Source organism: Streptomyces roseirectus, from assembly GCF_014489635.1.
GTDB classification, from domain to species: domain Bacteria; phylum Actinomycetota; class Actinomycetes; order Streptomycetales; family Streptomycetaceae; genus Streptomyces; species Streptomyces roseirectus.
Genome location: NZ_CP060828.1, coordinates 5,455,175 through 5,479,498, shown reverse-complemented (window position 1 = coordinate 5,479,498; position 24,324 = coordinate 5,455,175). Strand labels below are relative to the sequence as shown.

21 protein-coding genes are annotated in these 24,324 nt (G+C 73.1%); 8 read left to right on the top strand and 13 right to left on the bottom strand.

Annotated elements, in window-relative coordinates; genetic code table 11:
• The first annotated feature begins 23 nt into the window (after window positions 1-23).
• Entirely contained in the window at window positions 24-1,121 is a 1,098-nt protein-coding gene (locus IAG44_RS23300; RefSeq protein ID WP_187749011.1) for a GlxA family transcriptional regulator, read from the top strand.
• A gap of 61 nt (window positions 1,122-1,182) precedes the next feature.
• Here the strand turns inward: IAG44_RS23300 and IAG44_RS23295 are convergent, their stop codons facing one another.
• The 3 genes from IAG44_RS23295 to IAG44_RS23285 are packed head-to-tail and all read right to left on the bottom strand — an operon-like array spanning window position 1,183 to window position 4,302.
• The gene (locus tag IAG44_RS23295) at window positions 1,183-2,232 is read right to left on the bottom strand and encodes a Zn-dependent alcohol dehydrogenase (RefSeq protein WP_187749010.1); all 1,050 of its coding nucleotides are present in this window, start codon (window positions 2,230-2,232) and stop codon (window positions 1,183-1,185) included.
• Window positions 2,229-3,374 (bottom strand): acyl-CoA dehydrogenase family protein, encoded by a 1,146-nt coding sequence (locus IAG44_RS23290; RefSeq protein WP_187749009.1) that lies wholly within the window; start codon window positions 3,372-3,374, stop codon window positions 2,229-2,231. The genes IAG44_RS23295 and IAG44_RS23290 overlap by 4 nt, the downstream gene beginning before the upstream one ends.
• Before the next feature lie 16 nt (window positions 3,375-3,390).
• Window positions 3,391-4,302, bottom strand: a complete 912-nt coding sequence (locus IAG44_RS23285) for an SDR family oxidoreductase (RefSeq protein WP_187749008.1) — start codon at window positions 4,300-4,302, stop codon at window positions 3,391-3,393.
• A gap of 85 nt (window positions 4,303-4,387) precedes the next feature.
• On the opposite strand from IAG44_RS23285, the gene IAG44_RS23280 reads away from it, so the two are divergent.
• On the top strand, window positions 4,388-5,314 hold the full coding sequence (locus IAG44_RS23280) for a cyclase family protein (protein WP_187749007.1): 927 nt from the start codon (window positions 4,388-4,390) through the stop codon (window positions 5,312-5,314).
• Window positions 5,315-5,703: 389 nt separating this feature from the next.
• Here IAG44_RS23280 and IAG44_RS23275 read toward each other — a convergent pair whose 3' ends face one another.
• From IAG44_RS23275 to IAG44_RS23260, 4 genes are all read right to left on the bottom strand, one after another.
• Window positions 5,704-6,177 carry an ATP-binding protein gene (locus tag IAG44_RS23275; protein WP_246562003.1) on the bottom strand — a complete coding sequence of 158 codons (474 nt, stop codon included), beginning with the start codon at window positions 6,175-6,177 and terminating at the stop codon, window positions 5,704-5,706.
• 472 nt (window positions 6,178-6,649) lie between these two features.
• Window positions 6,650-7,531 (bottom strand): acyl-CoA dehydrogenase family protein, encoded by an 882-nt coding sequence (locus IAG44_RS23270; protein WP_187749005.1) that lies wholly within the window; start codon window positions 7,529-7,531, stop codon window positions 6,650-6,652.
• Between the two features lie 48 nt (window positions 7,532-7,579).
• The gene (locus IAG44_RS23265; protein ID WP_187749004.1) at window positions 7,580-8,710 is read right to left on the bottom strand and encodes an acyl-CoA dehydrogenase family protein; all 1,131 of its coding nucleotides are present in this window, start codon (window positions 8,708-8,710) and stop codon (window positions 7,580-7,582) included.
• Between the two features lie 5 nt (window positions 8,711-8,715).
• Window positions 8,716-9,909 carry an amidohydrolase family protein gene (locus IAG44_RS23260; protein WP_187749003.1) on the bottom strand — a complete coding sequence of 398 codons (1,194 nt, stop codon included), beginning with the start codon at window positions 9,907-9,909 and terminating at the stop codon, window positions 8,716-8,718.
• A 132-nt stretch (window positions 9,910-10,041) separates the two neighbouring features.
• Between IAG44_RS23260 and IAG44_RS23255 the strand changes: the two genes are divergently transcribed.
• A complete protein-coding gene (locus tag IAG44_RS23255) occupies window positions 10,042-11,559 on the top strand; it encodes a class I adenylate-forming enzyme family protein (RefSeq protein WP_187749002.1) in 1,518 nt (505 codons plus the stop codon).
• A gap of 13 nt (window positions 11,560-11,572) precedes the next feature.
• Window positions 11,573-12,037, top strand: a complete 465-nt coding sequence (locus IAG44_RS23250) for a hypothetical protein (protein WP_187749001.1) — start codon at window positions 11,573-11,575, stop codon at window positions 12,035-12,037.
• Window positions 12,038-12,079: 42 nt separating this feature from the next.
• On the opposite strand, the gene IAG44_RS23245 is transcribed toward IAG44_RS23250, so the two are convergent.
• Window positions 12,080-12,460: an STAS domain-containing protein gene (locus IAG44_RS23245; RefSeq protein WP_187749000.1), complete on the bottom strand. Its 381-nt coding sequence runs from the start codon at window positions 12,458-12,460 to the stop codon at window positions 12,080-12,082.
• Between the two features lie 455 nt (window positions 12,461-12,915).
• On the opposite strand from IAG44_RS23245, the gene IAG44_RS23240 reads away from it, so the two are divergent.
• Window positions 12,916-13,497, top strand: coding sequence for an RNA polymerase sigma factor (locus IAG44_RS23240; protein WP_187748999.1), 582 nt, complete (start codon window positions 12,916-12,918; stop codon window positions 13,495-13,497).
• Window positions 13,494-14,810 (top strand): zf-HC2 domain-containing protein, encoded by a 1,317-nt coding sequence (locus IAG44_RS23235; protein ID WP_187748998.1) that lies wholly within the window; start codon window positions 13,494-13,496, stop codon window positions 14,808-14,810. The genes IAG44_RS23240 and IAG44_RS23235 overlap by 4 nt, the downstream gene beginning before the upstream one ends.
• Window positions 14,811-15,084: 274 nt before the next feature.
• On the opposite strand, the gene purU is transcribed toward IAG44_RS23235, so the two are convergent.
• Both purU and IAG44_RS23225 read right to left on the bottom strand, forming a co-directional pair.
• The gene (purU, locus tag IAG44_RS23230) at window positions 15,085-15,963 is read right to left on the bottom strand and encodes a formyltetrahydrofolate deformylase (protein ID WP_187748997.1); all 879 of its coding nucleotides are present in this window, start codon (window positions 15,961-15,963) and stop codon (window positions 15,085-15,087) included.
• A gap of 235 nt (window positions 15,964-16,198) precedes the next feature.
• Window positions 16,199-16,699 (bottom strand): SCO4402 family protein, encoded by a 501-nt coding sequence (locus IAG44_RS23225; RefSeq protein WP_187748996.1) that lies wholly within the window; start codon window positions 16,697-16,699, stop codon window positions 16,199-16,201.
• A 139-nt stretch (window positions 16,700-16,838) separates the two neighbouring features.
• Between IAG44_RS23225 and IAG44_RS23220 the strand changes: the two genes are divergently transcribed.
• Window positions 16,839-18,149, top strand: coding sequence for an ABC transporter substrate-binding protein (locus IAG44_RS23220; protein ID WP_187748995.1), 1,311 nt, complete (start codon window positions 16,839-16,841; stop codon window positions 18,147-18,149).
• 31 nt (window positions 18,150-18,180) lie between these two features.
• Here the strand turns inward: IAG44_RS23220 and IAG44_RS23215 are convergent, their stop codons facing one another.
• A complete protein-coding gene (locus tag IAG44_RS23215; RefSeq protein ID WP_187748994.1) occupies window positions 18,181-19,821 on the bottom strand; it encodes a chromosomal replication initiator protein DnaA in 1,641 nt (546 codons plus the stop codon).
• A gap of 161 nt (window positions 19,822-19,982) precedes the next feature.
• Window positions 19,983-21,368 carry an NsdA family TPR-like regulatory protein gene (locus IAG44_RS23210; protein WP_187748993.1) on the bottom strand — a complete coding sequence of 462 codons (1,386 nt, stop codon included), beginning with the start codon at window positions 21,366-21,368 and terminating at the stop codon, window positions 19,983-19,985.
• A gap of 427 nt (window positions 21,369-21,795) precedes the next feature.
• On the opposite strand from IAG44_RS23210, the gene IAG44_RS23205 reads away from it, so the two are divergent.
• Window positions 21,796-22,458 carry a bifunctional DNA primase/polymerase gene (locus IAG44_RS23205; RefSeq protein WP_187748992.1) on the top strand — a complete coding sequence of 221 codons (663 nt, stop codon included), beginning with the start codon at window positions 21,796-21,798 and terminating at the stop codon, window positions 22,456-22,458.
• Window positions 22,459-22,982: 524 nt separating this feature from the next.
• Here IAG44_RS23205 and IAG44_RS23200 read toward each other — a convergent pair.
• Window positions 22,983-24,017, bottom strand: a complete 1,035-nt coding sequence (locus IAG44_RS23200) for an alpha/beta fold hydrolase (RefSeq protein WP_187748991.1) — start codon at window positions 24,015-24,017, stop codon at window positions 22,983-22,985.
• Between the last annotated feature and the right edge of the window lie 307 nt (window positions 24,018-24,324).

Genomic DNA, 24,324 nt, shown 5'->3' with positions numbered 1-24,324 from the left:
ACACTGTTCGCTAGGATCGGGCCATGAGTCAGGACAGCGAACGGACGCCGAGCCGGACCCCCGACCGAGCACCGAGCCACGCCGGCGGCGCACGCCCCTTCCGCCCGCACCGCGTGGTCGTCCTCGCCCTCGACGGCATCATCCCCTTCGAACTCGGCATCCCCCACCGCATCTTCGGCATGCCCCAGGACGCGCACGGGCGCCAGCTGTACGACGTCGTCACCTGCTCGGTCCGCCCGCCGGGCCCCGTCGCCACGAACGCCGACTTCTCGATCATGGTCGAGCACGGCCCGGAGGCGCTGGCCGGCGCCGACACCGTCATCGTCCCCGCCTCGTACCAGCTGGGGCCGGTCTTCGAGAAGGGCGTCCTCACCCCGGAGCTGGAGTCCGCGCTCGCCCTCGTCCGCCCCGGCGCGCGGATCGCGTCGATCTGCACGGGCGCGTACGTCCTGGCCGCCGCCGGCCGTCTCGACGGGCGCCGCGCGACGACCCACTGGTTCGACGCCGCCCACATGCAGGACCTCTTCCCGCAGGTGGACGTCGACCCGAACGTCCTGTTCATCGACGACGGCGACATCCTCACCTCGGCCGGTGTCGCCGCCGGCATCGACCTGTGCCTGCACATCGTGCGCCGCGACCACGGCGCCGCCGTCGCCAACGAGGTCGCCCGGCGCACCGTCGTCCCGCCGCACCGCGACGGCGGCCAGGCCCAGTACATCCAGCGCCCCGTCCCCGACGCCCGCCAGGCCAGCACCACCGCCGCACGCGCGTGGGCCCTCGCCCGCCTCCACGAGCCGATCCAGCTGCGCGACATGGCCGCCCAGGAGTCGATGTCCGTGCGCACCTTCACCCGCCGCTTCCGCGAGGAATCCGGCGTCAGCCCCGGCCAGTGGCTCACCGCCCAACGCGTCGGACATGCCCGTCATCTCCTCGAATCCACCGATCTCTCCGTCGACCACATCGCCCGCGCCGCCGGTTTCGGCACCGCCCAGTCGATGCGCCAGCACCTGCAGACCGCCCTCGGTGTCACCCCCTCCGCCTACCGCCGCACCTTCCGGGGCGGCGAGGTCTCGACCACTCATGCGACAACGGTAGGCGGAGGGACTGACAACGCTCCGTGATCTCTCCTCGGCCTGTGGATAACTCTGCGTGTGCACATGCCATCCCGCGGCCCCACCCCCCTCAGAACACCAGCACCCCCCGCGCCACCCTCCCCGCCTCCGCGTCCTGCTTCGCCTTCTCGAAGTCCTCCACCGGATACGTCTGCGTGACCAGTTCGTCCAGCAGCAGCCGCCCCGCCCGGTACAGCTCGGCGTAGAGGGGGATGTCGCGCTGCGGCCGGGAGGACCCGTAGCGGCAGCCCAGGACGGACTTGTCGAGGAAGAGGGAGGTCACGGGGAAGGACGCCTCGGCGTGGGGCGGCGGGGTACCGAGAAGGACCGCCTGGCCGTGGCGGTCGAGCAGACCGATCGCCGCGCGGACCAGCTCGACCCGGCCGACGCACTCGAAGACGTGGTCGGCGCCGGTGGGGAGCAGATCGCGCACGCCGTCCGCGGAGGTCAGGAAGTCGGTCGCGCCGAAGGTGCGGGCCACCGGCTCCTTCGCCGGGTTCGCGTCCACGGCGACGATGCGCAGCGCCCCGGCCAGGCGGGCGCCCTGGAGGACGTTGAGGCCGATGCCGCCCGTGCCGATGACGACGACGCTGTCCCCCCGGTCGACGCGCGCGCGGTTGAGGACGGCCCCCACTCCGGTCACCACGCCGCAGCCCAGGAGCGCGGCCGAGGTCAGCGGGACGTCCTTCGGGATACGGACCGCCTGGACGGCCTTGACGACGGTCCGTTCGGCGAACGCCGAGTTGGCGGCGAACTGGTGGACCGGCGCGCCCCCGCGCGTGAAGGGGCGCTGGGGGCGGCCTATGGAGTGCCGGCACATGGTGGGCCGGCCCCGGTCGCACTCCGCGCAGGCGCCGCAGTTGGCGAGGGTGGAGAGGGCGACATGGTCGCCGGGCTCGACGTGGGTCACCCCGGCGCCGACGGCTTCGACCACTCCGGCGCCCTCGTGCCCGAGGACGACCGGTGCCGGGAACGGGATGGTGCCGTCGACGACCGACAGGTCGCTGTGGCAGAGCCCGGCGGCGGAGATCGCGACCAGCACCTCCCCGGGCCCCGGCTCCCGTACGTCGAGGTCCCGCACGACCTCGGCCCGGCTCCCGTCGAACACGACACCCCTCATCGGACGACCCGCTCTCTGGGTAGGCCGAGCACCCGCTCGGCGATGATCGTGCGCTGCACCTCGTCCGAACCGCCGTAGATCGTGTCGGCCCGCGCGAACAGGAAGCTCCGCTGCGCCTCGTCCAGCGCGTACGGCGTCTCGGGCGTCCACGGCTCGGGCCCGACCGCGGCCCCGGCGCCCCGCACCAGCACGCTCAGCTCGCCGAGCCGCTGGTGCCAGCCGCCCCACAGCAGCTTGGCGACGCTGGTCGCGCCCGCCTCCTGCGCGCCGCCCAGGGTCCGCAGCGCGTTCCACCGCATGACCCGCAGCTCGGCCCACGCGCGCACGAGCCGTTCGCGCACGACGGGGTCGGCGACGGCGCCGGACGCCACGGCCTCCCGCAGCACCCGCCCCAACTCCTCGGCGAACCCGATCTGTTGCGCGAGGGTGGAGACGCCCCGTTCGAAGCCGAGCAGGCTCATGGCGACCCGCCAGCCGTCGCCCTCCGCTCCGACGACGTGTTCCCCGGCGGCGAACGCCCCGTCGAAGAACACCTCGTTGAACTCGCTCGTCCCGGTCAGTTGCCGAATGGGCCGCACCTCGATCCGGCCGGGCTGGTCCATGGGGACGAGCAGGAAAGTGAGCCCTTTGTGCCGCACGGATTCCGGGTCACTCCTGGCGAGTACGAAACACCAGTCGGCCTCGTGCGCGAGCGAGGTCCAGATCTTCTGGCCGGTGATCCGGAATCCGCCCGGACACCGTTCGGCGCGGGTGCGTATTCCCGCGAGGTCGGATCCCGCGCCGGGTTCGCTGTAACCCTGGCACCACCATTCTTCACCGGCGGCGACCGGGGGCAGGAATCTGGCTTTCTGCGCGGGAGTTCCGTGCGCGAGGAGCGTGGGCGCCAGAAGGTTCTCCCCGATGTGCCCGGAGCGTGCGGGGGCGCCCGAGCGCGCGTACTCCTCGGCCCACACGACCTGCCGTGTCAGGGGCTCGGGCCGGTTGCCGTACCCGGCCTCGCCCCACCCGATGCCGATCCGTCCGGCGGCGCCCAGCGCGCGCTCCCAGGAGCGCCGGTCGCCGGCCGAAGGGACGTGCGCCGAGAGCCAGGCCCGCGCCTCGGCACGGAATTCCTCGTCCTCGGCGCCGAATTCAAAATCCACGGTCCCTCCCTTCCCCTCACGCGTTGGGCCGTTTTCCCTCCGCGGCCGCTCTCCTCATCTCCGCCAGTTTCTCCAGCATCGGCATCGGTTCCGTCCCCACGCTCCCCGGCAGCACCTCGGCGATCCGCTCAGGGGTCCAGCCCGCCTCGGAAAACGCCGCCCGCACTTCCCTCGGCTGTGCCCACACCGCAATCTTGGCACCGGCGACCGTGTAGACCTGGCCGGTTATCCACAGGTCCCGTGCGCGATCCGACAAAAGGAAAATCACCATCGCGGCGACGTCCTCGGGTTCCCCCATCTCCGCGAGTTCCATCGGCACCCCGGCCGACATCCGCGTCCGGGCGACCGGCGCGACCGCGTTGGCGATCACCCCGTACTTGTGCAGGCCGAGCGCCGCACTGCGCACCAGCGAGATGATCCCGCCCTTCGCGGCGCTGTAGTTGGCCTGGGAGACCGACCCCTGGTGGTTGCCGCTGGTGAACCCCACGAGCGCGCCGGAGCCCTGCCCGCGCATGACGGCGGAGGCGGCCCGGAAGACCGTGAACGTGCCCTTGAGGTGCGTCGCGACGACCGGGTCCCACTCCTCCTCGGTCATGTTGAACAGCATCCGCTCCCGCAGGATCCCGGCGACGCAGACGACCCCGTCGAGCCGCCCGTACGTGTCGACGGCGACATCGACGACCCGCTGCCCGCCCGCCATCGTCGAGATGTCGTCGGCGACGGCGACGGCCTCGCCACCGGCCGCGACGATCTCCTTGACGACGGCCTCGGCGACCTCGCTGGTGGGCGACGCGCCGTCCACGGCCACGCCGTAGTCGTTGACGACGACCTTCGCGCCCTCGGCCGCCGCCGCGTGCGCGACGGCTCGTCCGATGCCCCGTCCCGCGCCCGTGACGGCGACGACCTTGCCGGCCAAGAAGTTCCCCACGCCCCGCCCCTTCCACGGTTTCTGACGGACCGTTAGATTTTATGGCGCGGCTGACCGCCGAGGACAAGCCCCGGGGAGGCACCGGATGGCACTGCCGGAGGAGTTCCACGAGATCGCCAAGTCGGTGAACAACTGGGGGCGTTGGGGCGCGGACGACGAGATCGGCACGCTCAACCTGATCACCGGCGACGTCGTGCGCCGGGCCGCCGCCGAGGTGCGCGACGGCCGCCGGATCCCGCTCGCGCTGCCCCTGAAGGAGGACGGCGTGCAGACCGGGGCGATCCCCGGGCGGGTCAACCCGCTGCACGCGATGACGCAGATCAACCAGGAGATCTTCGGCCCCGGCACGGTCGCGTGCAGCGACGACGCGGTGACCATGGGACTGCAGGCCGGCACCCACTGGGACGCGCTGACGCACGTCTCGCACTCGGGGCGGATCTACAACGGGCGCCCGGCGAGCACGGTCACCGCACACGGGGGCGCCGAGTTCAGCGGCATCGCGACCGTACGGCACCTCGTCTCACGCGGCGTGCTGCTCGATGTCGCCCGCGCGCGGGGCGTCGACCGGCTGGACGGCGCGCACGCGGTGACGCCGGAGGACCTGTCGGCGGCCGAGGAGTTCGCCGGTGTGCGGGTGCGCGCGGGCGACGTCGTCCTGGTGCGGACGGGTCAGGTGCAGGTGTATCTCGCCGGGGACCGGCACGCGTACGCGTACCCGTCACCGGGGCTGTCGGTGCGGACGCCGGAGTGGTTCCACGCGCGGGACGTCGCGGCCGTCGCGAACGACACGCTGACCTTCGAGATCTTCCCCCCGGAGATCGAGGACCTGTGGCTGCCGGTGCACGCGCTCGACCTGGTCGAGATGGGGATGCTCCAGGGACAGAACTGGAACCTGGAGGAGTTGTCCACAGCCTGTGGAGAGAGCGGGCGGTACGCGTTCCTGCTGTCGGCGACGCCCGAGCCGTTCGTCGGCGCGACGGGCACCCCGGTGGCCCCGGTGGCGATCCTCTGACCGGCGCCGCCCTGGACGGCGCCCCACGGCACTCCGGACGGCGGCACGCCGCGCCCGCCCCGAGCACGGCACCGCGCGCCGCCGTCCGGACTCGGCGCGCCCGCCCCACGTCCTCTCGCCCTGAGAGAGAACCGGCGCCGAATCAACGACCCACACTCGCCGAGGACTTTCGTCGCCGAAGCCCTCGCCGTCCCCTCGCGGCGAATCGCTGACCACAAGCGTGATCAAACGGACACGTCGCGTCAACACCCCCACAGGGTTTTGTGGATGTACGACCGCTTCGCGCCGGGCGCGCACAGAAGCACGTCCGGGCGCACCGGCCCCCTGCGGGGCACGGCTCCGCGCCCGGGAAGCGGCCGCAAGCGCACCCGCGCGCGGGACGCCCCGCGTCACACCACCCCGAAAGCCAGCCCCTCGAAGATCCCCAGCGCCCGCCCGCACTCCGCCACCGAGCGCCCCTGCGCCCGCGCGGGGCGGTCGAGTTCGCACCAGATCCGCTTGCCCGCCCCCTCGGCGGCCCAGCCCCACCGGTCGGCGAGCCCGTCGACGAGGGCGAGGCCGCGCCCGCCAGTGGCCTCCTCGCTCGCGCAGCGCGGCACAGGGGCCCGCTCGCTGCCGTCGGCGACCTCCAGGCGCACCGTGGCGCCCTCGGCGGCCTCGGGCGCCTCACCGGGCAGACAGAGGCTCAGGACGGCCGGCCGACCCGTGTGCACGACGGCGTTGGTGACCAGTTCGGAGACGATCAGGGCCAGCGTCTCGGCGAGCGCGTCGTCGTCGGCCAAGGGCGACCCGGCAAGGCGCGCGCAGGCCCATCTGCGGGCCCGCCCCACCTCTGCGGGGTCGGGCCGGATCTCCAGCTGCACTTGAAGCACCTGCACCGCTCACACCATCCGAACCGGCGGACACATGACCGCGCGCCACGACGGCGACGTGCCCACCATGACGACGAGGGCCACGATCGTAGCCATTTCCCGCATGACCCCCACAAGGGCCAGAGGCACCGTGACAGAACGTGATTCCCTTGCAGGACAGCTTGGTTGACGTTCCGTCACCCGAACAAGCGCTTCGGGCATATTCCCGCGCGAAGGAGTACCCGTGCGGCATACTGTGCGACCCACCTCCGAGGGGGTCGGACAGGCGACACCGGGGCGGCTCACGACCGGAACCACGCGCATCCTCCGACGGTACCGGAGCGGATCACCGACTCCGCACCGTGACGGGTCACGCGCGGGACACAACCCGGTATCGACCCTCCGTCACGGGCGCGTGCCACGATCGTCGACATCCGTCCGTCCGGTCGCGGTGCTCCCGTCGTCCCGGCAGGCCACAGGGGTGTCAGTCCGTACCGGACAGCAGCGCCCGCGCGAGCAGTTCCTCGCTCTGCTCCGCCCCGCCCGAACGCCTCGCGCGCACCCAGGCGCGCTTGAGGAGCAGATGCACTTCCGCCTCCCAGGTGAACCCCATCCCGCCGAACACCTGGAGGCAGTCCCGGGCGCCCTGGGCGGCGGCCTCGTCGGCGAGCACGCGCGCTGCGGCGGCGTCGGCGGCGTCCCCGGTGACCGACGCGGCGTACACCGCCGAGCGCGCGACCTCGGTGCGGACCAGCAGGTCGGCGCACAGGTGCTGGACCGCCTGGAACGCGCCTATGGGGCGCCCGAACTGCTCGCGTGTGCGCGCGTGGCCGACGGCGAGTTCGCACGCGCGCGTGGCGGTGCCGAGCTGTTCGGCGGCGGTGAGCAGGACGGCGACCGGATCGGCCGTGCACGCGACCGCGTCGGGCACGCGGCGCAGCGGCGTGAGCGGATCGACCGACCGCATCGGGACGGCCCCGGCCCCGCCCTCCCCGACGACGACGTCCGCCTCGTCCCACCACTCGACGAGCGCCCCGTCGACCACCGCGACGACCGTCTCGCCCTCGGCCGCCCCGGGCACCGTCCCGGCCGCGAGGTGCGTGCCGAGCAGCGGGCCCGGCAGGGACGCCCGCCCGGCCTCCTCGAAGGCCAGCACGGCCTCCGGCAGCCCGAGTCCGACGCCGCCCCGCGCCTCGGGCAGGCGCAGCGCGAAGAACCCGGCCTCCCCCAGGGCGCGCCACAGCTCCCGGTCGAGCCCGGGCCGCGCCACGGCGGCCCGCAGCGCGTCGGGGCCGAAGCGCCGGGCGAGCACTTCACGCACGCCCGCGCGCAGGGCCCGCTGATCGTCGGTCAGCTGGAAACGCACGGCCCCTCCAGACAGCGTCCCTCCGGAAAACAGCCCGTCACAGCGCCCTCACCGCCCCTTCGGCAGCCCCAGCACCCGCTGCGCCACGATCGTTCGCTGGATCTGCGACGTCCCCGCCGCGATCGTGTACGACAGCGACGACAGCCGCTCCAGCACCCACGGCCGGTCGAGGTCGAGGGCGGCGTCGCCCAGGACGTCGGCGGTGGCGTCGTAGAGCTGCTGGCGCGCGTGCGAGTAGCGGAGTTTGAAGACGGAGCCCCCCGCGCCGGGCACGCCGTTCTCGGTGGCCTCGCCGACGTTCCACTGGACGAGCCGCCACAGCGCCCGGAACTCGGCCTCCAGGCGGCCCAGACGGCGCCGTAGGGCCGGATCGTCCCAGCGGCCGTTCCCGTGTGCCTCGCGGGCGAGTTCGGCCAGCACGCGGCGGCAGGCGACCACCTCGCCGGCGAAGGCGGTGCCGCGTTCGAAGGAGAGGGTGACCATCGTGACGCGCCAGCCGTCGTTCTCGGCGCCGACCCGGTTCGCGACCGGCACCGGCACGTCGTCGAGGAACACCTCGGCGAACTCGGCGGATCCGGCGAGCGTGCGCAGGGGCCGCACGGTCACGCCGGGGGCGTCCATGGGCATCGCGAGCCAGGTGATGCCCTGGTGCCTGGGCGCGTCCGGGTCGGTGCGCACGAGGAGTTCGCACCAGTCGGCGACCTCCGCGTGGGACGTCCAGATCTTGGAGCCGGTGACCCGGTAGACGTCGCCGTCGCGCCGCGCGCGTGTGCGCAGGGAGGCGAGGTCGGAGCCGGCATCGGGTTCGCTGAACCCCTGGCACCACACCTCCTCGCCCTTGAGGATCGGCTCCAGCCAGCGCTCCCGCTGGGCGGGCGTGCCCTCGGCGGCGATCGTCGGCCCCGCGTGCAGGAGGCCGACGAAGTTGGCGCCCACGTAGGGCGCGCCGGCCCGCTCGGTCTCCTCCAGGAAGATCAGCCGGACGGTCGGCGAGGCGTCCCAGTGCACGTGCGCGTACCCGGCGTCGTACAGCCTGCGCTGCCAGCCGAGGTCGTACGCGCGCCGGGCGGGCCAGTCGTCGGGGGACGGCTTCGGCGGCAGCAGGGGCAGGGTTCGCGTGAGCCACGCGCGCAGGCGCGCGCGGAACTCCTCCTCCTCGGGCGTGTACGCGAGGTCCATGCGGGCTACTTGTCGAGGTCCAGGCCGAGCATGCGGATCGCGTTGCCGCGCATCAGCTTGTAGGTCGTCTCGTCGTCGAGGCCCTTCACGTGGTCCAGGGCGATCTGTTTGGTGTGCGGGAACGTCGAGTCGACGTGCGGGTAGTCCGTCTCGAAGGTGGCGTTGTCCCGGCCGACGACGTCGAGGGAGGCGACGCCGTGTCTGTCGCGGAAGAAGCAGCAGAAGATCTGCCGGTAGTAGTACGTCGACGGCGGCTCGGGGACCAGGTCGCGGACGCCGCCCCACGCGCGGTGTTCCTCCCAGACGTCGTCGGCACGCTCCAGGGCGTACGGGATCCAGCCCATCTGCCCCTCGGAGTAGGCGAGTCTGAGGCGCGGGAAGCGCACCAGGACGCCGCTGAAGAGGAAGTCCATCATCGAGGCCATGGCGTTGTTGAAGGACAGGGACGCCTGGACGGCCGGGGGCGCGTCCGGGGAGGCGGCGGGCATCTGGGAGGACGAGCCGATGTGCATGTTGACGACCGTCCCGGTGTCCTCGCAGGCGGCGAAGAAGGGGTCCCAGTAGCCGGAGTGGATGGACGGCAGGCCGAGGTGGGTGGGGATCTCGGAGAACGTCACCGCGCGCACCCCGCGCGCGGCGTTGCGGTGGATCTCGGCGACGGCGAGGCCGATGTCCCACAGGGGGATCAGGCACAGCGGGATGAGCCGTCCGCCGCTGTCGCCGCACCACTCCTCGACCATCCAGTCGTTGTAGGCGCGCACGCACGCGAGGGCGACCTCCTTGTCCTGCGCCTCCGCGAAGGTCTGCCCGCAAAAGCGCGGGAACGACGGGAAGCACAGGCTGGCCTCGACGTGGTTGAGGTCCATGTCCTTCAGCCGCTCGACGGGGTCGTAGCAGCCGGGGCGCATCTCCGCGCGCGTGATGCCCTCCAGGGTCATGTCGTCGCGGTCGAAGCCGACGGCGGCGATGACGCGCTTGTAGGGGAACTTCAGGCCCTCGTAGATCCACCAGTCGGCGGGCGGCCCGTCCGGGTCCATGGTGATCTGGTACCTGCCGCCGATGTAGGCCAGTTCGCCGATCCCGGCGGTCAGCGGCTGCGGCCCGCGCGCGCGGTACTTGGCCGGCAGCCAGGTCTCGAAGAGGTGCGCCGGCTCGATCACGTGGTCGTCGACGCTGACGATGCGCGGCAGTTCGCCCATGAGGCCCCCACTCCCGATTTCTGATGGACCGTCAGATCTGGTCGTCACCGCGCAGACTAGCCCCGCACCCCTGGACCGACAAGGCGCGCACCCCTACGATCTGACGACCCGTCAGCCATGCAGGGGGCCGAAGTGACCGACACCGCGCACGCCCTGAGCTCCGCCCGCACCTTCTGGGAACTCCTCGACCGCCGCGCCGCCCTCACCCCCGACCGCCCCGTCCTCCTCCAGGAGAACCGCACGCTGACCTTCGGCGAGCTGCGCGAGGGCGCCGAGCGCACGGCGGCCGGCCTGTACGGCATGGGCGTGCGCCCCGGCACGGTCGTCGCCTGGCAGCTCCCCACCCGCATCGAGACGGCCGTCCTGTCCTTCGCGCTCGCGCGCCTGGGCGCCGTCCAGAGCCCGGTGATCCCCTTCTACCGCGACCGCGAGGTGGGCTTCGCGCTGCGCGAGTCGAAGGCCGAGTTCTTCGCCGTGCCGGGCGTCTGGCGGGACTTCGACCACGGCGCGATGGCCCGGCGGCTCGGCGCGAAGGGGGTCTTCGAGGCGTACGACTCGCTGCCCGCCGGGGATCCGGCCGTGCTGCCGCCCCCGCCGAGGGACGGTTACTCCGTTCGGTGGATCTACTGGACCTCGGGAACGACCTCGGACCCCAAGGGAGTTCTCCACACAGACCGCTCGCTCATCGCCGGCGGGGCGTGCCTCGCCCACGCACTGCGCCTGTCGGAGACGGACGTGGGGTCGATGGCCTTCCCGTACGCCCACATCGCGGGGCCCGACTACACCGTGATGCTCCTGCTCTACGGCTTCCCGGGCGTGATGTTCGAGCGGTTCGCCCTCCCCGAAGCGCTCGCGGAGTACCGGCGGCACGGCGTGACGGTGGCGGGCGGGTCGACGGCGTTCTACTCGATGTTCCTCGCGGAGCAGCGCAAGCAGCCGGGGACGAAGGTGATCCCGACGCTCCGCCTCCTCGCGGGCGGCGGGGCGCCGAAACCGCCGGAGGTGTACCACGCGGTGGTGCGGGAGATGGAGGTGCAGCTGACCCACGGCTACGGGATGACGGAGGTACCGATGATCACGATGGGCGCGCCGGACGACACGGCGGAGAACCTGGCGACGACGGAGGGCAGGCCCCCCGAGGGGATGGAGATCCGCGTCGTCGACGGCGAGGTGCGGCTGCGCGGCGAGGCCGTCTGCCAGGGCTACCTGGACCCCGCCCAGACCGCCGAGGCGTTCGACGCGGACGGGTTCCTGCGCACCGGCGACCTCGGATACGTCACCGGGACCGGCCACCTCGTCCTCACCGGGCGCCGGAAGGACGTCATCATCCGCAAGGGCGAGAACGTCTCCGCGAAGGAGATCGAGTACCTGCTCGCCGCGCACCCGGGCATCGGCGAGGCCGCGGTGGTGGGGCTGCCGGACGCGGAGCGCGGGGAGCTGGTGTGCGCGGTGGTGGAACCGGCCTCAGCAGACAGCGAGTTGGACCTCGCGGGCATCGTCGCCTACCTGCGCGAACAGGGGCTCGCGCCGCACAAGCTGCCGGAGCGCCTGGAGGTCGTGGACGCGCTGCCGCGCAACGAGACGCTGCGCAAGGTCCTCAAGTACAAGCTGCGGGAACGGTACGCGGGCGGCGCGGAGGAGGCGGTGTGATCAACTGTGCGGCGTGGAAACGTTGGCGGCGAGTCTCATAGCGGTCCTGGGGACCCTGCTCGGCGCGGGGCTCACCCACCGGTTCCAGGTGCGGGCCACCGAGCGGACCGAGCGGTTCGCGCGTGACGAGCGCGCGCGGGCCGAGCGGATGGACGTCTACTCCGCCTACGCGGGGGCGCTGGTCAACTACCGGCGGGCGCTGGTGGACCGGTGGTTCCGGGAACACGAGGACGGGCCGGGCGAGGAGGTCACCGCGGCGCGGATGAACGGGTACGAGCTGCGGTCCGTCGTCCAGGAGGCGCTGTTCCGGGTACAGATGGTGGCGCCGGACGACAAGCTCGTCGAGCTGGCGCGGGAGGCGCTGCACCACATCGACCAGCTGCACAAGGCACCCGACCGGGACGAGATGGACGCGCGCCGGGACAGCACGCGGGCGCGGATCACCGGCTTCGTGTCCGCGGCCAAGGAGACGCTGTAGCGGCCGAGGAGGCCCTTCAGGGGCGCCGACCGGGCCCTGCCCCTACGCCGAGACCTGGCTCGGCTCCTCCTCCGTCGTCGCCTCGTCCAGCGTCCCGTACACGTCGAACAGCCGCCGCACGCCGAGCGCGCCGAAGACCTTGTTGACGTGGGCGTCCTGGCCGCCGCCCGCGGGCAGGACCAGGCGCAGCCGGCCGCCGCAGGAACGCAGGAGCCGACGGGCGGCGATGAGGACGCCGACGCCGCTGGAGTCGCAGAAACGGACGCCGGAGAGGTCGAGGACGAGGTGGTGGCGGCCCTCGGCCACCTCGTCGTGGACGCGCCGGCGCAGGGTCGTCGAGGTGACCAGGTCCAGTTCGCCCGCCACATGGAGCACGGCCCAGCGGCCCCGCTCCTCACCGCTCACTTTGATCGCCACCACCACGCCCTTCGCTCGCCGGTACGGAAGCGGACCCCACTGCGGAAACGGTCCCTACGCTTCCGGTCGCTTCATGCAGCGCGGCTGCCCAGCGGCCGTTCCCCGAAACTCCGGGCCGGAAACGGACACCGAACGAAGGAGGCTTGTTCCCATCGGATTCGTTCCTGTTCGATGCACCTGGCATACGCGCGGGGCGCATCACCGGATCACATTCGGGCCCCATCGATCAAGAATCGATCAGCTTCGGTCGTGGCTTGATCGTGTCGGGTCAGGGTATGCGGCGTGCGGAGAGGGCTCCTTTATCACCTCGCGACAGGTCAGCGGCGCACAATGCGACAAAGAAGCGGCGATGTCGGAGGGGCCGACTACATTCGAGGTAAAGGCAGACACGCAGGCAGTCAGGCAGTTCAGACACACAGGCAGGCCGGGCTCGGAGACACGGGTAAGTAAGAGGGGGCCGCATGGCGAAGAAGGACGCACCGCCCCGCTGGGACCGCAAGATGCAGCAGCGGCTGGCGCGCGGCGAGGCGGCGGCGCTCGGCGAGCTGTACGACCGGTTCGCTTCGCTCGTGCACGGCCTCGCCCACCGCGTGCTCGGGGACGAGCGGGGAGCCGACCGCATCACGCGCGAGGTGTTCACGCACGTGTGGGAGCACCCCGACGCCTACGACCCCAAGCAGGGCCCCCTGCGCACCTGGCTCGCCGGCCTCACCCACCGCCTCGCCGTCCAGCACCTGCGCGACACCGGCACCGCCGACCTGGCGCACGGCGGCGCCGGCACCCCCGAGGAGCTGGAGCACCGCGTACGGCACGCCTCGGTGGCCGCCCGCGCCGACTACATCGTCCAGTCCATGCCGACGCCCCTGCGCAGCGCCCTCGAACTCGCCTACTTCCAGCGCCGCGACTACCGCCAGACGGCCGCCGACCTCGGCGTCACCGAGGACGAGGCCCGCCGCCGGCTCCGCCTCGGCCTCCAGCTGCTGTCCACCGCCCACGACAGCGCGTCGCCCGGGGCGCCCCCCGGATACGGAGGTGCGGCATGACCGGCGCCGACCGCCACGCGGAGGACCCCTTCGACCCGGACGAGCACCAGCTCCCCGGCCGGCCGCCGCCCCGGATACCGCTGCCGCGCGCGGCCGTGGAGGACGACGGCGCGTACCCCGCGGGCGCGCCCGCCGGCTCCGGCGCCGACGCCACCGTCCGACAGGAAGGCGAGGGCGGCGACGGTGCCGTCCCCGTACCGCCGACACCCCTGGAGCACCCGGTGCTCAAGTCACTGCTGGGCGCCTGGGCGCTGGCGGCCTGCTCCCTGGAGGAGGCCGAGGCCGTCGAGGAGCACCTGGGCGGGTGCGGGCCCTGCGCGGACGAGGCGCGGCGGCTGCGGGAGGCCGTCGGGCTGCTCCAGCGTCCCGAACCGCTCGACCTCGATCCGGGGCTGCGGACGCGGGTCCTCGCGAGCTGTCTCGAACGGCGTCCGCCGCGCATCCCCGTGCCCGGCTGGGCCCTCCCGTACGACGCGGAGGCCGCCCGGCTCGACGCGCTGCTCCAGGACTTCGGGGACTCCGAGTGGCACGCGCCCGTGCGCCTGCGCTGGTTCGAGGGGGAGCGGAAGGAGAGCCGGCGGACCACCGTCGCCGGGGTCATCGCGCACCTCCACGCGGTCGACGGGCTCGTCGCCGTCGCCCTCGGGCTCGACGACCCCCTCCGGGGCGAGGAGACGCCGTGCGGGCCCGTCGAGCGGACCGAGTTCGCCTGGCGGACGTCCCGGTTCCCGCACACCCGTACCGTGCGGGGGCCCTGGCGGGCGCAGGCCCACGACATCGTGCGGACCGCGTCCTTCACGGGCGGCTCCGCCGGGGGGCTCGGGGTGTCCTACGGGGATTTCACGCTGCCCCTCCGGGACGCGCTGCTCGACCGGGCCTTCGAGTGCTGGGTCCACGCGGACGACATCGCGCAGGCCGTGGACTACCCCTACGACCCGCCGGCGCCGCGTCATCTGCGGGCCATGATCGAGCTGGCCGCGCGGCTGCTGCCGGGCGCGCTCGCCGAGCGGCGGCGGGCCGGGCTCGCGGCGCCCGGACGCACACGGCATCTCGTGCCCGCCGGGCACCCCGGCCGCAGCCTCCGGCTGGAGATCGAGGGCCTTGGCGGGGGCGAGTGGTTCATCCCCCTCGACTCGCCCGCGGCCGTCGGCTCCGCCGAGCACGAGGTCGCGCACGTCGCCCTCGACGACGTCGAGTTCTGCCAGCTCGCGGCCGGCCACATCGCCCCCGAGGACGCGGCGGCCGGGCAGGTCGGGGACCGGGAGGCGATCAGGGACGTGCTGTTCGCCGCGGCGGCGCTGAGCCGGATGTAGCCGGAGGTAGCGGTTCGTCGGCAGGCGCGGGGGCGCCGGGGGGGCGAGGCGGGGGCCTTGTCGCTCACCCGCCCGTGCCGGAGAGGTGCCGCCCGCGCCCGTACGGCGGAGCCGCATACGGCGCCACAGGCCCGCGTCCCCAGCCCACGGGCCCGCGTCCCTGGAACACACCGCGAACCGGCGTCTCAGAGGCTCGCAGAACCGCGCGGACGGCCACGACGCACCCGCCGCCGGACCAGCCCCGCCCGCCCCCTCACGACGCGAACACCACCGTTTACGCGAACACCACCGTGCGCCGCCCGTTCAGCAGGATCCTGCGTTCCGCGTGCCACTTCACCGCGCGCGCGAGCGCCTGGCACTCGACGTCACGGCCGATCGCGACGAGCTGGTCCGGCGTGACGTCGTGCCCGACGCGCTCGACCTCCTGCTCGATGATCGGCCCCTCGTCGAGGTCGGCGGTGACGTAGTGGGCCGTCGCGCCGATCAGCTTCACACCGCGCGTGTGCGCCTGGTGGTACGGCTTCGCGCCCTTGAAGCTCGGCAGGAAGGAGTGGTGGATGTTGATGATCCGGCCGCTGAGCTGCTTGCAGAGGTCGTCGGAGAGGACCTGCATGTAGCGCGCGAGGACGACCAGTTCGACGTCCTGCTCGCGGACGATCTCCAGGAGGCGGGCCTCCGCGTCGGCCTTGGTGTCCCTGGTGACCGGGATGTGGTGGAAGGGGATGCCGTACGACCCCACCAGCTCGGCGAAGTCGGTGTGGTTGGAGACGACCGCCGCGATCTCGACCGGCAACGCGCCCGTACGCGCGCGGAAGAGGAGGTCGTTCAGACAGTGCCCGAACTTGCTGACCATCAGGACGACGCGGGTCTTCTCGTCGGCCCGGTTGATCTGCCAGTCCATGTGGAACGAGTCACCGATCGCGGCGAAGCTGGCGCGCAGCTTGTCGACGGTGACCGGGGCCTCCGCGGAGAAATGGACGCGCATGAAGAACAGGCCCGTGTCGTGGTCGCCGAACTGCTGGCTGTCCTCGATGTTGCACCCGGTCATGAACAGGTAGCTGGACACCGCGTGCACGATGCCGGCCTTGTCGGGGCAGGAGAGGGTGAGGACGTACTGCTGGGCCGGGGCGGCGGGGCTGGACTGCGCGTTCATGGGTCACAGGGTCGCACACGTCCGCCCGGGAGCCCGGGGGGTTCCAGTGGGTGGGCGGCGGGCCGTCCTGACGAGCGCCCGCACCACACGGCACGCGCCCGCGTACCGCACACGTCCGCCTGCACACGCGCCCGCCCGCGTACCCGAACCCTCCACCCCGCGCGTACCCGAACCCTCGCGCCCCGCGCGCGTGCGCAACCATCCGCCCACCCCGCGCGCGTGCGTAAGCCCCCGCCTACCCCGCCCGCGTGACTATCCGCAGCACCTCCAACGTCTGCGGCGCCCCCTCCGGATCCTCCCCGTCCGCGACAGCCATACGCACGTGCGCGTCCCGGGCGGCCCGCACGGCCTCCCCCCACCCCGGATGGTCGAGGTACGCGGAGACGGGCGCGTCCGGCCCCACCTGGTGCATGATCCGCAGCACCCGCAGGACGGCCGTGTCGACGAGGGCCGCCTCCTGGGAGTCGCGGAAGATCGTGCCGACGTATTTCTCGGCGGACCAGTTGTCGAGCCAGGTGTCCTCGACGAGGCGGTAGACGGCGTCGGTGACGTCGCCGTACCCCTCGGTTCCGGTGAGCCAGACGCTCCGCTGGAAGCCGGGGTCGGAGAGCATGTGCAGCGCGGAGCGCACATTGCTGCGCCAGCGCCACCACGGCATGTCGTTGAGTGGCATGACGCCCATGGTGGATGAGCGACGGCCCCGACGGGAAGGGTTCTCCGGTCCTTGCAAGGTCATGAATCCTATGATCGCCGACCCGCACCCCCGCCCCACCGGCCGCCCCACCCCACACCCCCCACGCAATTCACTTCCGCGTCACCACACGTTGACCAAGGGTCACTTCCGAGTTGGGAATGTGGCGGAAGCGTGTGTGCCCATGACCGGCAGGCGACGCACGCGCAGCTCCTACCTCCCCGGGACCGGCCGCTTCACCAGGTCCGTCAGAGCGAGAACGGCGACGCTGGTGGCCGGTGCGTCGCTCCTCGCCGGATGCGGGGTCGTCCCTGGTACCACGGGGGGTGCCGGGGACGACCCGGTCGTCGTCATGACGTGGGCACCGCAGGGCACCGGCGCGACGAACAAGCCGGGCATGCCGGCCTTCGCGCAGGCGTACGCGCGCTGGATCAACGACAACGGCGGCCTGGACGGACGTCCGCTCAAGGTCCTGACCTGCAACGACCACAACGACACCGTCGGCGCGGCCACGTGCGCGCGCAGGGCCGTCAAGGAGGGCGCCGTCGCGGTCGTCGGCTCCTACAGCCAGTACTCGAAGTCGTTCTTCCCGCCCCTGGAGGGCGGCGGCGTGCCCTACATAGGCGGGTACGGCGTCACCGAGGACGAGTTCACGAGCCCCCTGTCGTACCCGGTCAACGGCGGTCAGCCCGCGCTGCTCGCGGGGCTCGGCGAGGAGCTGGCGAAGACCTGCGGGCGGATCGCGCTGGTGCGGCCCGACACGATCGCCGGGGACACACAGCCCGTGATGCTGGACGCGGGCCTGGACACCGGCGGGCACAGCCCCTCGAAGGACCAGCGGGCCGCCGAGGACGCGACAGAGTACGGGACGGCCGCCGAGGCCGCGCTGCGCGAGGCGACCGGCGGGGCGACGTCCGCGAAGGGCTGCGTCGTCCCCGCGCTCGGCGACCGGACCAGCATCTTCATGGACTCGTTCCGCCGCGTCCGCGACGACTGGCCCGCGGTGCGCACGGCGTCCGTCCTGGGCAGCGTCGACCAGACGGAGATCGACTCGACGGGCGGGACCGACGGGCCGTACGAGGGGTCGTACGTCACCGGCTGGTACCCCGTCGCGAGCGACCCCCGGTGGGACGAGCTGAAGAAGATCATCAAGGAGGAGGCGTTCTCCGACACCCGCATCGACGCGGAGGACACGGGCGTCCAGACGACCTACCTCGCGTTCACGGTCCTGCGCCAGGCGGTCGCGTCCCTGAAGGGCGGCAAGGTGACGGCCGACTCGCTCAAGAGCGCTCTGGACGACGGCCTCAAGGTCGACACCGGCGGTCTGACCCCCACCCTGAACTGGGAGTTCTCCGGCCGCCTCGGCTCCGTCGGCTTCCCGCGCATGGTGAACGCGGACGTCACCCTCCAGGTCGTCCGCGACGGCCGCCTGGTCGCCGCGCGCAGCGGCTTCCTGGACGTGACGAAGTCACTCCAGGCGGCAAGCCTGAAGTGAGGCACGCGCGTAGGCGTGCCCGGAGCCGCGCCTAGAGCTGCGTCGGCTGGCGTTCCGTCAGCCCGTACTTCTTCGCGATGACGTTCCACAGCGCCGCCGCCTTGCCCTTCTGCTGGGTGGCGGTGCCGCTCTCCCTGTTGCCCTGCGCGGTCTCGGACGTCGTCCGGGCCTGGCCCTTGCGGCAGTTCTTCTTGTCACCGGCGACCTGGTCGGCCCAGGCGGCGTAGTGGTCGTCGGCGGCGGCGGACGCCTGCCACGCCTTGGTGAGGGCGTCGGTGAGGGCCGTGTGGTCGGGGAGCTTGTCGACGGACAGCGCGGACAGCTTGGTCACCAGGGCGTTGCGCTGGTTGGCCGCGTCGCGCAGGTCGGCGGCGGCCTTCTCCAGGTCGTTGCACGCCTTGACGTCGGCGACCGCGCCGATCACCGTCGCGCGGCTGCTGCCGCTGTCCGCGAGGAGCTTGTCCAGCGCCTGCGCCTGCGCCTCGGCGCCGTCCCCGGCCGCCGCGCCGGCGCCCTGGCTCGCGTCCTGGGACACCGCGACGTTCGTGCTGTTCGCGTCCTTGTCGTCGCCGCCGCTGCCCATCAGCGCGCCCGCGCCTATGCCGACGGCCGCGATCGCGACGCCGGCCGCGATGATCAGCGGGACCTTGGAGCGGGTGCGCCCGCCCCTGCCGCGTCCGTCGTCGGGGCCGTCGTAGGGGGCCTGGCGGGCGCCCTGCGGGGCGTACGGGGCCTGGGCGGGGCCCGGCTGCGGCTGACGGCCGTACGGGGGCTGCTGAGGCTGTTGGGCGGCGTACGGGGGCTGCTGCTGGCCGTAGGGCGGCTGTTGCTGGCCGTACGCGGGCTGCTGGGGCGGGATGCCGGGACCGCCGGGACCGCTCTGGCCGCCCGGCGTGGGCGCGGGGGCGTCGCGGAACAGGTTCTCGAAGCCTGCGGGGGGCCGGCCGTCCGCCGGTATCGGGGGGATGACCTGCGTCGGGGCTGAGTCGCCGGCCGGGTACGGGGCCGGGCCGGACTCGGGGGGCAGCGCGCCCGGGGTGATCGGGGGGAGGACCTGGGTGGCACCCTCCTCGACGGCCGGAACCGGCGGGAGGTACTGGGTCGCCCCCTCGGAACCCGGGAAGTCTCCGGGAGAACCCGGGAATCCCCCGGAGTTCGGGTACCCGCCGTCCCGTACGGGCGGGATGTACTGCGTGGCGGCCTCGTCCATGGGCGGCAGCGGCGCACTCTGCCCGTAGGAGGCGCCGGGCGCGGGCTGGTCGTACGTCTGCTGGTAGGGGGCGGGCTGACCGTACGTGGCTCCCTGGTCGTACGGGGCGGAGGCGGGCTGGCCGTCTGTGGCTCTCGGGTCGTACGGGGCCGGTGCGGACTGGCGGCCTGTAGCTCCCTGGTCGTACGGGGTCCCCTGTCCGTACGTCACCGGGGAGTCGCCGCCCTCGGGCGGGAGGGGCCAGCTCTGGGTGGTCGGCTGGGCCGGCTGGGGATCGGGCTGGGACCAGCCCTGGCCGGGTGCCGGGGACGGGTCGGGCTGGGGGGCGTACCGAGGTGCCGGAGGGACGGCCGACGCGCCCGTCATGCCCGGCAGCAGGGGCTCACCGCCGTCGGAGGGCAGCACGATGCCTTCGCGCGCGGGCCGCGCCGAGGGCTCCTCGCCCTGTCCACTCTGCGCCACGGGGACTCCTCCGAACGGGGGACTTCACGACAGTCGTCGGCTCACGCTACCGGGTTCCCCGAACCCCGGACCACACAGCTCAGACCGTGACCTGCCGTCCTGTGACGTCACTAACAGCGCCGACCGCCGCACGGGTACCGGTACGGCGGTTCAGCGTCGGTTCAGGCCGCCGTCTGGAGGTCGAGGCGGGCCCCGAACTCGCGGACGACGGGCTCGTCCCGGTAGGGCTCCAGGCGCTGCTGGAGGTCGTCCAGGTACTCCGCGCCCCGGTTGGAGCGCAGGGTCTCCAGGAGTTCGACCGCCTTGAGGCCCGTGTGGCACGCCTGCTCGATCTCGCGCTGCTGAACCCGCGCGGTGGCGAGCAGGACGTACCCGATGGCACGCCTGCGCGCGCGGGTCGTCGGGTGTCCGGCGAGGGACTGTTCGGCGCAGCGCGCGGCGGCGTCCGCCTGGCCGAGGTCGCGGTGGCAGTGCGCCAGCTCGTCCGCGAGGTACGCCTCGTCGAAGTGGGCGATCCAGGGCGGGTCGTCCCCGGTGTCCGTCTCGGCCGCCTCCAGCGCGGAGATCGCGCGCGTGGACGACAGTTGCGCCGCCCGGACGTCACCCAGGAGCGCGTGCCCGCGTGCCTCGGCGGCGTGGAACATCGACTCCGCGCGCGGGGTGACCCGTCCGCGCGCCCCTTCCTGCGCCGCGCGCGCCAGCTGCGCGATCTCCCGCGGGTTCCCGAGCTGCGCCGCGAGGTGGCTCATCGACGCGGCCAGGACGTACCCGCCGTAGCCTCTGTCCCCGGCGGCCTGCGCGAGCCGCAGGGACTGGATGTAGTACCGCTGCGCGAGCCCCGGTTGGCCCGTGTCGACGGCCATGTACCCCGCCAGCTCGGTCAGTCGGGCGACCGCCGCGAACAAGTCCCGCCCCACCGCCTCCCGGTAGGACCCCGCGAGCAGCCCGGAGACGACGCTGTTGAGGTAGTGGACGACGACCGGGCGCACGTGCCCGCTGCCGTACTGGTGGTCCAGGTCGACGAGCGCCTGTGTCATGGCCCGGACGGCGGCGACGTCCGACTGCCCCACGCGCGGGCCCGCCGTCCGCGCGACCTGCGCGTCCGGCGCGGAGATCAGCCAGTCGCGGCTGGGCTCGACCAACGCGGACGCGGCGACGGAGGACCCGGACAGGAAGTCACGCCGGCCCACGTCGCTGCGCCACAGCTCGCAGACCTGCTCGATGGCGCCGAGGACGGTCGGGGAGAACTGGAGCCCGACGCCCGAGGAGAGGTTCTTGCCGTTGGCCATGCCGATCTCGTCGATCGTGACCGTGCGGCCGAGTTTGCGGCCCAGCGCCTCGGCGATGATCGCCGGTGCCCTGCCCCGCGGTTGCTGTCCGCGCAGCCAGCGGGCCACGGACGTCTTGTCGTAGCGCAGGTCGAGGCCGTGCTCCGCCCCGCACATGTTGACCCGGCGGGCGAGCCCGGCGTTCGAGCACCCCGCCTCCTGGATGAGCGCCTGCAACCGTTCGTTCGGCTGCCGCGCGACAAGCGGCCTTGCGGCCATGGCGTAACCCCCTGCGGCTGCGGTGCCTGCCACGCACCGAGTTGACGTGTCTTCCACCGGTCGGCTCCGGGTCGTTGGTGGTACGGGGTTCGGCGGTTCAGGATCCGGACCCGTAACCGAAAAATTCCGGCCGTGAAGATCAGTGCCCAGCGAACTTGGCGAAAATGCGGGACTTGCGAGGATTGCCGGAGTGTCGCCCCAACTCCCGGGCGGAACCTTCCCCTCAGCGTGACTCCCCGTTCCCCCCGGTTTGTGCCTACCCGTTCCCCGGCGCTTTCCTGCCACGCGCCCCCGGACGTGCACCCATGCGCCCCGAAGGCCGAACCGGTGCTCTCCCCCGCGCACTTGAACATCCGTCAGACCCCCGTGCGAGCCCGCTTCCGCCCAGGCTTTCGGGCACGCGTAACCCCTCGTGACCGCTAGAGTTGTGCTCACCGTGGAAGAGACCATTGCCGGCGTCGCCGAAGCCACCCAAATCCCGAAGCAGCGCGGGGAAACGCTGCTGGAAACCGCCGTCCGCTATGCCGAGGAGCGTCATTGGGACGTCTTCGCCGGCACCTGGCTGGAAGCCGTCGACGGAGCACAGCGGTGCTCCTGCGGTGACGCCAAGTGCGCCGCTCCCGGCGCACACCCTGTGCGCCCCGACTGGGCGTCCCAGGCGACGGGCAGCGCGACCGTCGCCCGCAGGCTCTGGCAGAAGCAGCCGATGGCCTCGATCCTGCTGCCGACCGGGCGCACGTTCGACGCGATCTCCGTGCCGGAGACGGCCGGGTTCCTCGCGCTCGCGCGTATGGAGCGCATGGAGCTGACCCTCGGGCCCGTGACCCTCTCGCCCGACGGGCGCATGCAGTTCTTCGTGCTGCCCGGGGCCTCGGTCAAGGTGCCGGATCTGCTGCGGCGGATCGGCTGGTCGATCGGGGCGCTCGATCTCGACGTGCTGGGCGAGGGCTCGTACGTGGCCGCGCCTCCGACCCGGTTCGGGTCCCGGGCCGTCCAGTGGGCCTGCCGGCCCACCGCCGCGAACCGGTGGCTGCCGGACGCGGAGGAGTTGATCTCCCCGCTTGCCTACGCGTGTGGGCGGGATCGGTAACGCCCCTTCGTCCGCCGGGTGTTCGTCTTCGGCGGGGGTCGGGTCCATCTGTGGCAGGCCGGGCCTCACCGGGCCGGGAACGCGACGTTGTCGAGGTGACCGGGTCGGTGGGGCTCGGCCTTCAGCGTGAAGGGGCGCGCGGAGGCCGGGAGTTGGGGGTGGCGGTCCGGGGCGGGGGCGCGGGGGCGGCGGTCCGTCGGGGATGAACCGGTCGGGGCGGGTGGGCGGTCGGGGCGACGTGGGCGGTCGGGGCGACGTGGGCGGTCGGGGCGACGTGGGCGGTCGGGGCGACGTGGGCGGTCGGGGCGACGTGGGCGGTCGGGGCGACGTGGGGCGGGACGGGGAGCCGGCGGGCGGGACGGGGAGCCGGTGAGCGGTCGGGAGTCGGTGCGCGGCCTGGGGGCGACGGCAGAGTCGCGGGGGCGAGGACGGGCGCCGGTGCGGGTGCGGGCTTGCGTCGGGCGCGGGCGCGGCTTGAGGCGGACAACGACGGCGGCCCTGCGGCGTTCGGCGGCGCCGCGCGCTCACTGCGCGAACACGCCGTCCAGGAACGGTTCGATGGCCGCGCGCCAGGCGTCCGGCTGGTCGTAGTGGACGAGGTGGCCGGCGTCGGAGACCTCCGCGTACTGGCCTCGCGGGAGGACGCGGACCATCTCCTGGGCCTCGGCGCGGCCGAGTTCGCCGTCGAGACCGCGGACCACGAGCGCGGGGCACTGGACCTGCGCGAGCTCTTCCCAGTGCGCGTCGTAGACCCAGGTCTCGCGGGACTTGAGCATCTGGTCGGGCTCGAAGACGGGGCGCCAGCCGTCCGCCGACTCGTGCATGACCTCGGCGTAGAAGGCCCCGCGCGCGGGGTTGGGCCGCTCGACCCAGGGGTCGTCCTCGCCGAACCACTTGCGCACGTCCGCGAGGGTGGCGAACGGCACCGGCCAGGACTTGAACCAGTCGGCCCACTCGCGCTGGGAGGCGGCGCCGAGCGCGGAGGCCCGCATGTCGCAGACGATCAGCCCGCGGACCAGGTCCGGCCGCTTGGCGGCGAGCTGCCACGCGGTGAGCGCTCCCATCGCGTGCCCGACGAGGACGGCGGGGCCGAGGCCGAGCTGTTCGAGCGCCGCCTCCGCGTCCTCGACGTACGCCTCCCGGGTGAACGCGGCCTCCGGAAGCTTCTCGCTCTGCCCGTGCCCCCGCTGGTCCAGCGCGACCGCGCGGTGCCGCTCCGAGAGCCAGCGGGCGCTGGACGCCCAGTGCGAGGCGCGGCCCATGAGGCCGTGCAGTAAGAGGACGCCGGGGGTGTCCTTGGCGGGGGCGCCTGCGGCACTGCCGTCCACGGCGTGGGTGTCACCCGAAAGAGGGTCTGCGGTACGGCCCTCTCCCCCGGCGGCGGCGCCCGCAGGGGCCTGGGCCGGGTGTCCGCTGTCCGTGGGCCCGCGTCCCGGGAGCCGTCGGTCCGCCTCGTCGGGCGACCCCGGCTGGTCCGGGATCGGCTTGGGCGGATCCCCGAACTCCCAGGCCGCGAGGCGTACCCCACCGGCTCCGATCACCTCGATGCGTCGCGCCATCGGTCCTGGCACCCCCCTGGCTCCGCTCGGCCCGCTCGCTCCCTCTCAAGCCCACCGGTCCGAGTCAACCGCTTCGTGTCTGCCGTCGTACCACTACCGCCGTGCCCTGCTCCCGCCACCGGCCGGCCCGCTCCCGCCCTCCCGGAGTACGGCCTCCGCTTTCCGCGGCCCCTCATCCGCAGCGTATCGAATGCACATTCGAGAAATGGAGTCTCCGGCGGCAACACCGCTCGTTCGAGTGACCCTGCTCAAGGAATGATCGCCGCTGCCGAGGGGAGATCTTCTGCGGGAGGCGGGCCGGTCGGGG

Bases quoted from the DNA above. Each gene is read 5' to 3' on its own strand.
- IAG44_RS23300 (WP_187749011.1), top strand. From the start codon at position 24: ATGAGTCAGGACAGCGAACGGACGCCGAGCCGGACCCCCGACCGAGCA.
- IAG44_RS23295 (WP_187749010.1), bottom strand. From the start codon at position 2,232: ATGAGGGGTGTCGTGTTCGACGGGAGCCGGGCCGAGGTCGTGCGGGAC.
- IAG44_RS23280 (WP_187749007.1), top strand. From the start codon at position 4,388: ATGGCACTGCCGGAGGAGTTCCACGAGATCGCCAAGTCGGTGAACAAC.
- IAG44_RS23265 (WP_187749004.1), bottom strand. From the start codon at position 8,710: ATGGACCTCGCGTACACGCCCGAGGAGGAGGAGTTCCGCGCGCGCCTG.
- IAG44_RS23260 (WP_187749003.1), bottom strand. From the start codon at position 9,909: ATGGGCGAACTGCCGCGCATCGTCAGCGTCGACGACCACGTGATCGAG.
- IAG44_RS23240 (WP_187748999.1), top strand. From the start codon at position 12,916: ATGGCGAAGAAGGACGCACCGCCCCGCTGGGACCGCAAGATGCAGCAG.
- IAG44_RS23235 (WP_187748998.1), top strand. From the start codon at position 13,494: ATGACCGGCGCCGACCGCCACGCGGAGGACCCCTTCGACCCGGACGAG.
- purU (WP_187748997.1), bottom strand. From the start codon at position 15,963: ATGAACGCGCAGTCCAGCCCCGCCGCCCCGGCCCAGCAGTACGTCCTC.
- IAG44_RS23225 (WP_187748996.1), bottom strand. From the start codon at position 16,699: ATGACCTTGCAAGGACCGGAGAACCCTTCCCGTCGGGGCCGTCGCTCA.
- IAG44_RS23220 (WP_187748995.1), top strand. From the start codon at position 16,839: ATGACCGGCAGGCGACGCACGCGCAGCTCCTACCTCCCCGGGACCGGC.
- IAG44_RS23210 (WP_187748993.1), bottom strand. From the start codon at position 21,368: ATGGCCGCAAGGCCGCTTGTCGCGCGGCAGCCGAACGAACGGTTGCAG.
- IAG44_RS23200 (WP_187748991.1), bottom strand. From the start codon at position 24,017: ATGGCGCGACGCATCGAGGTGATCGGAGCCGGTGGGGTACGCCTCGCG.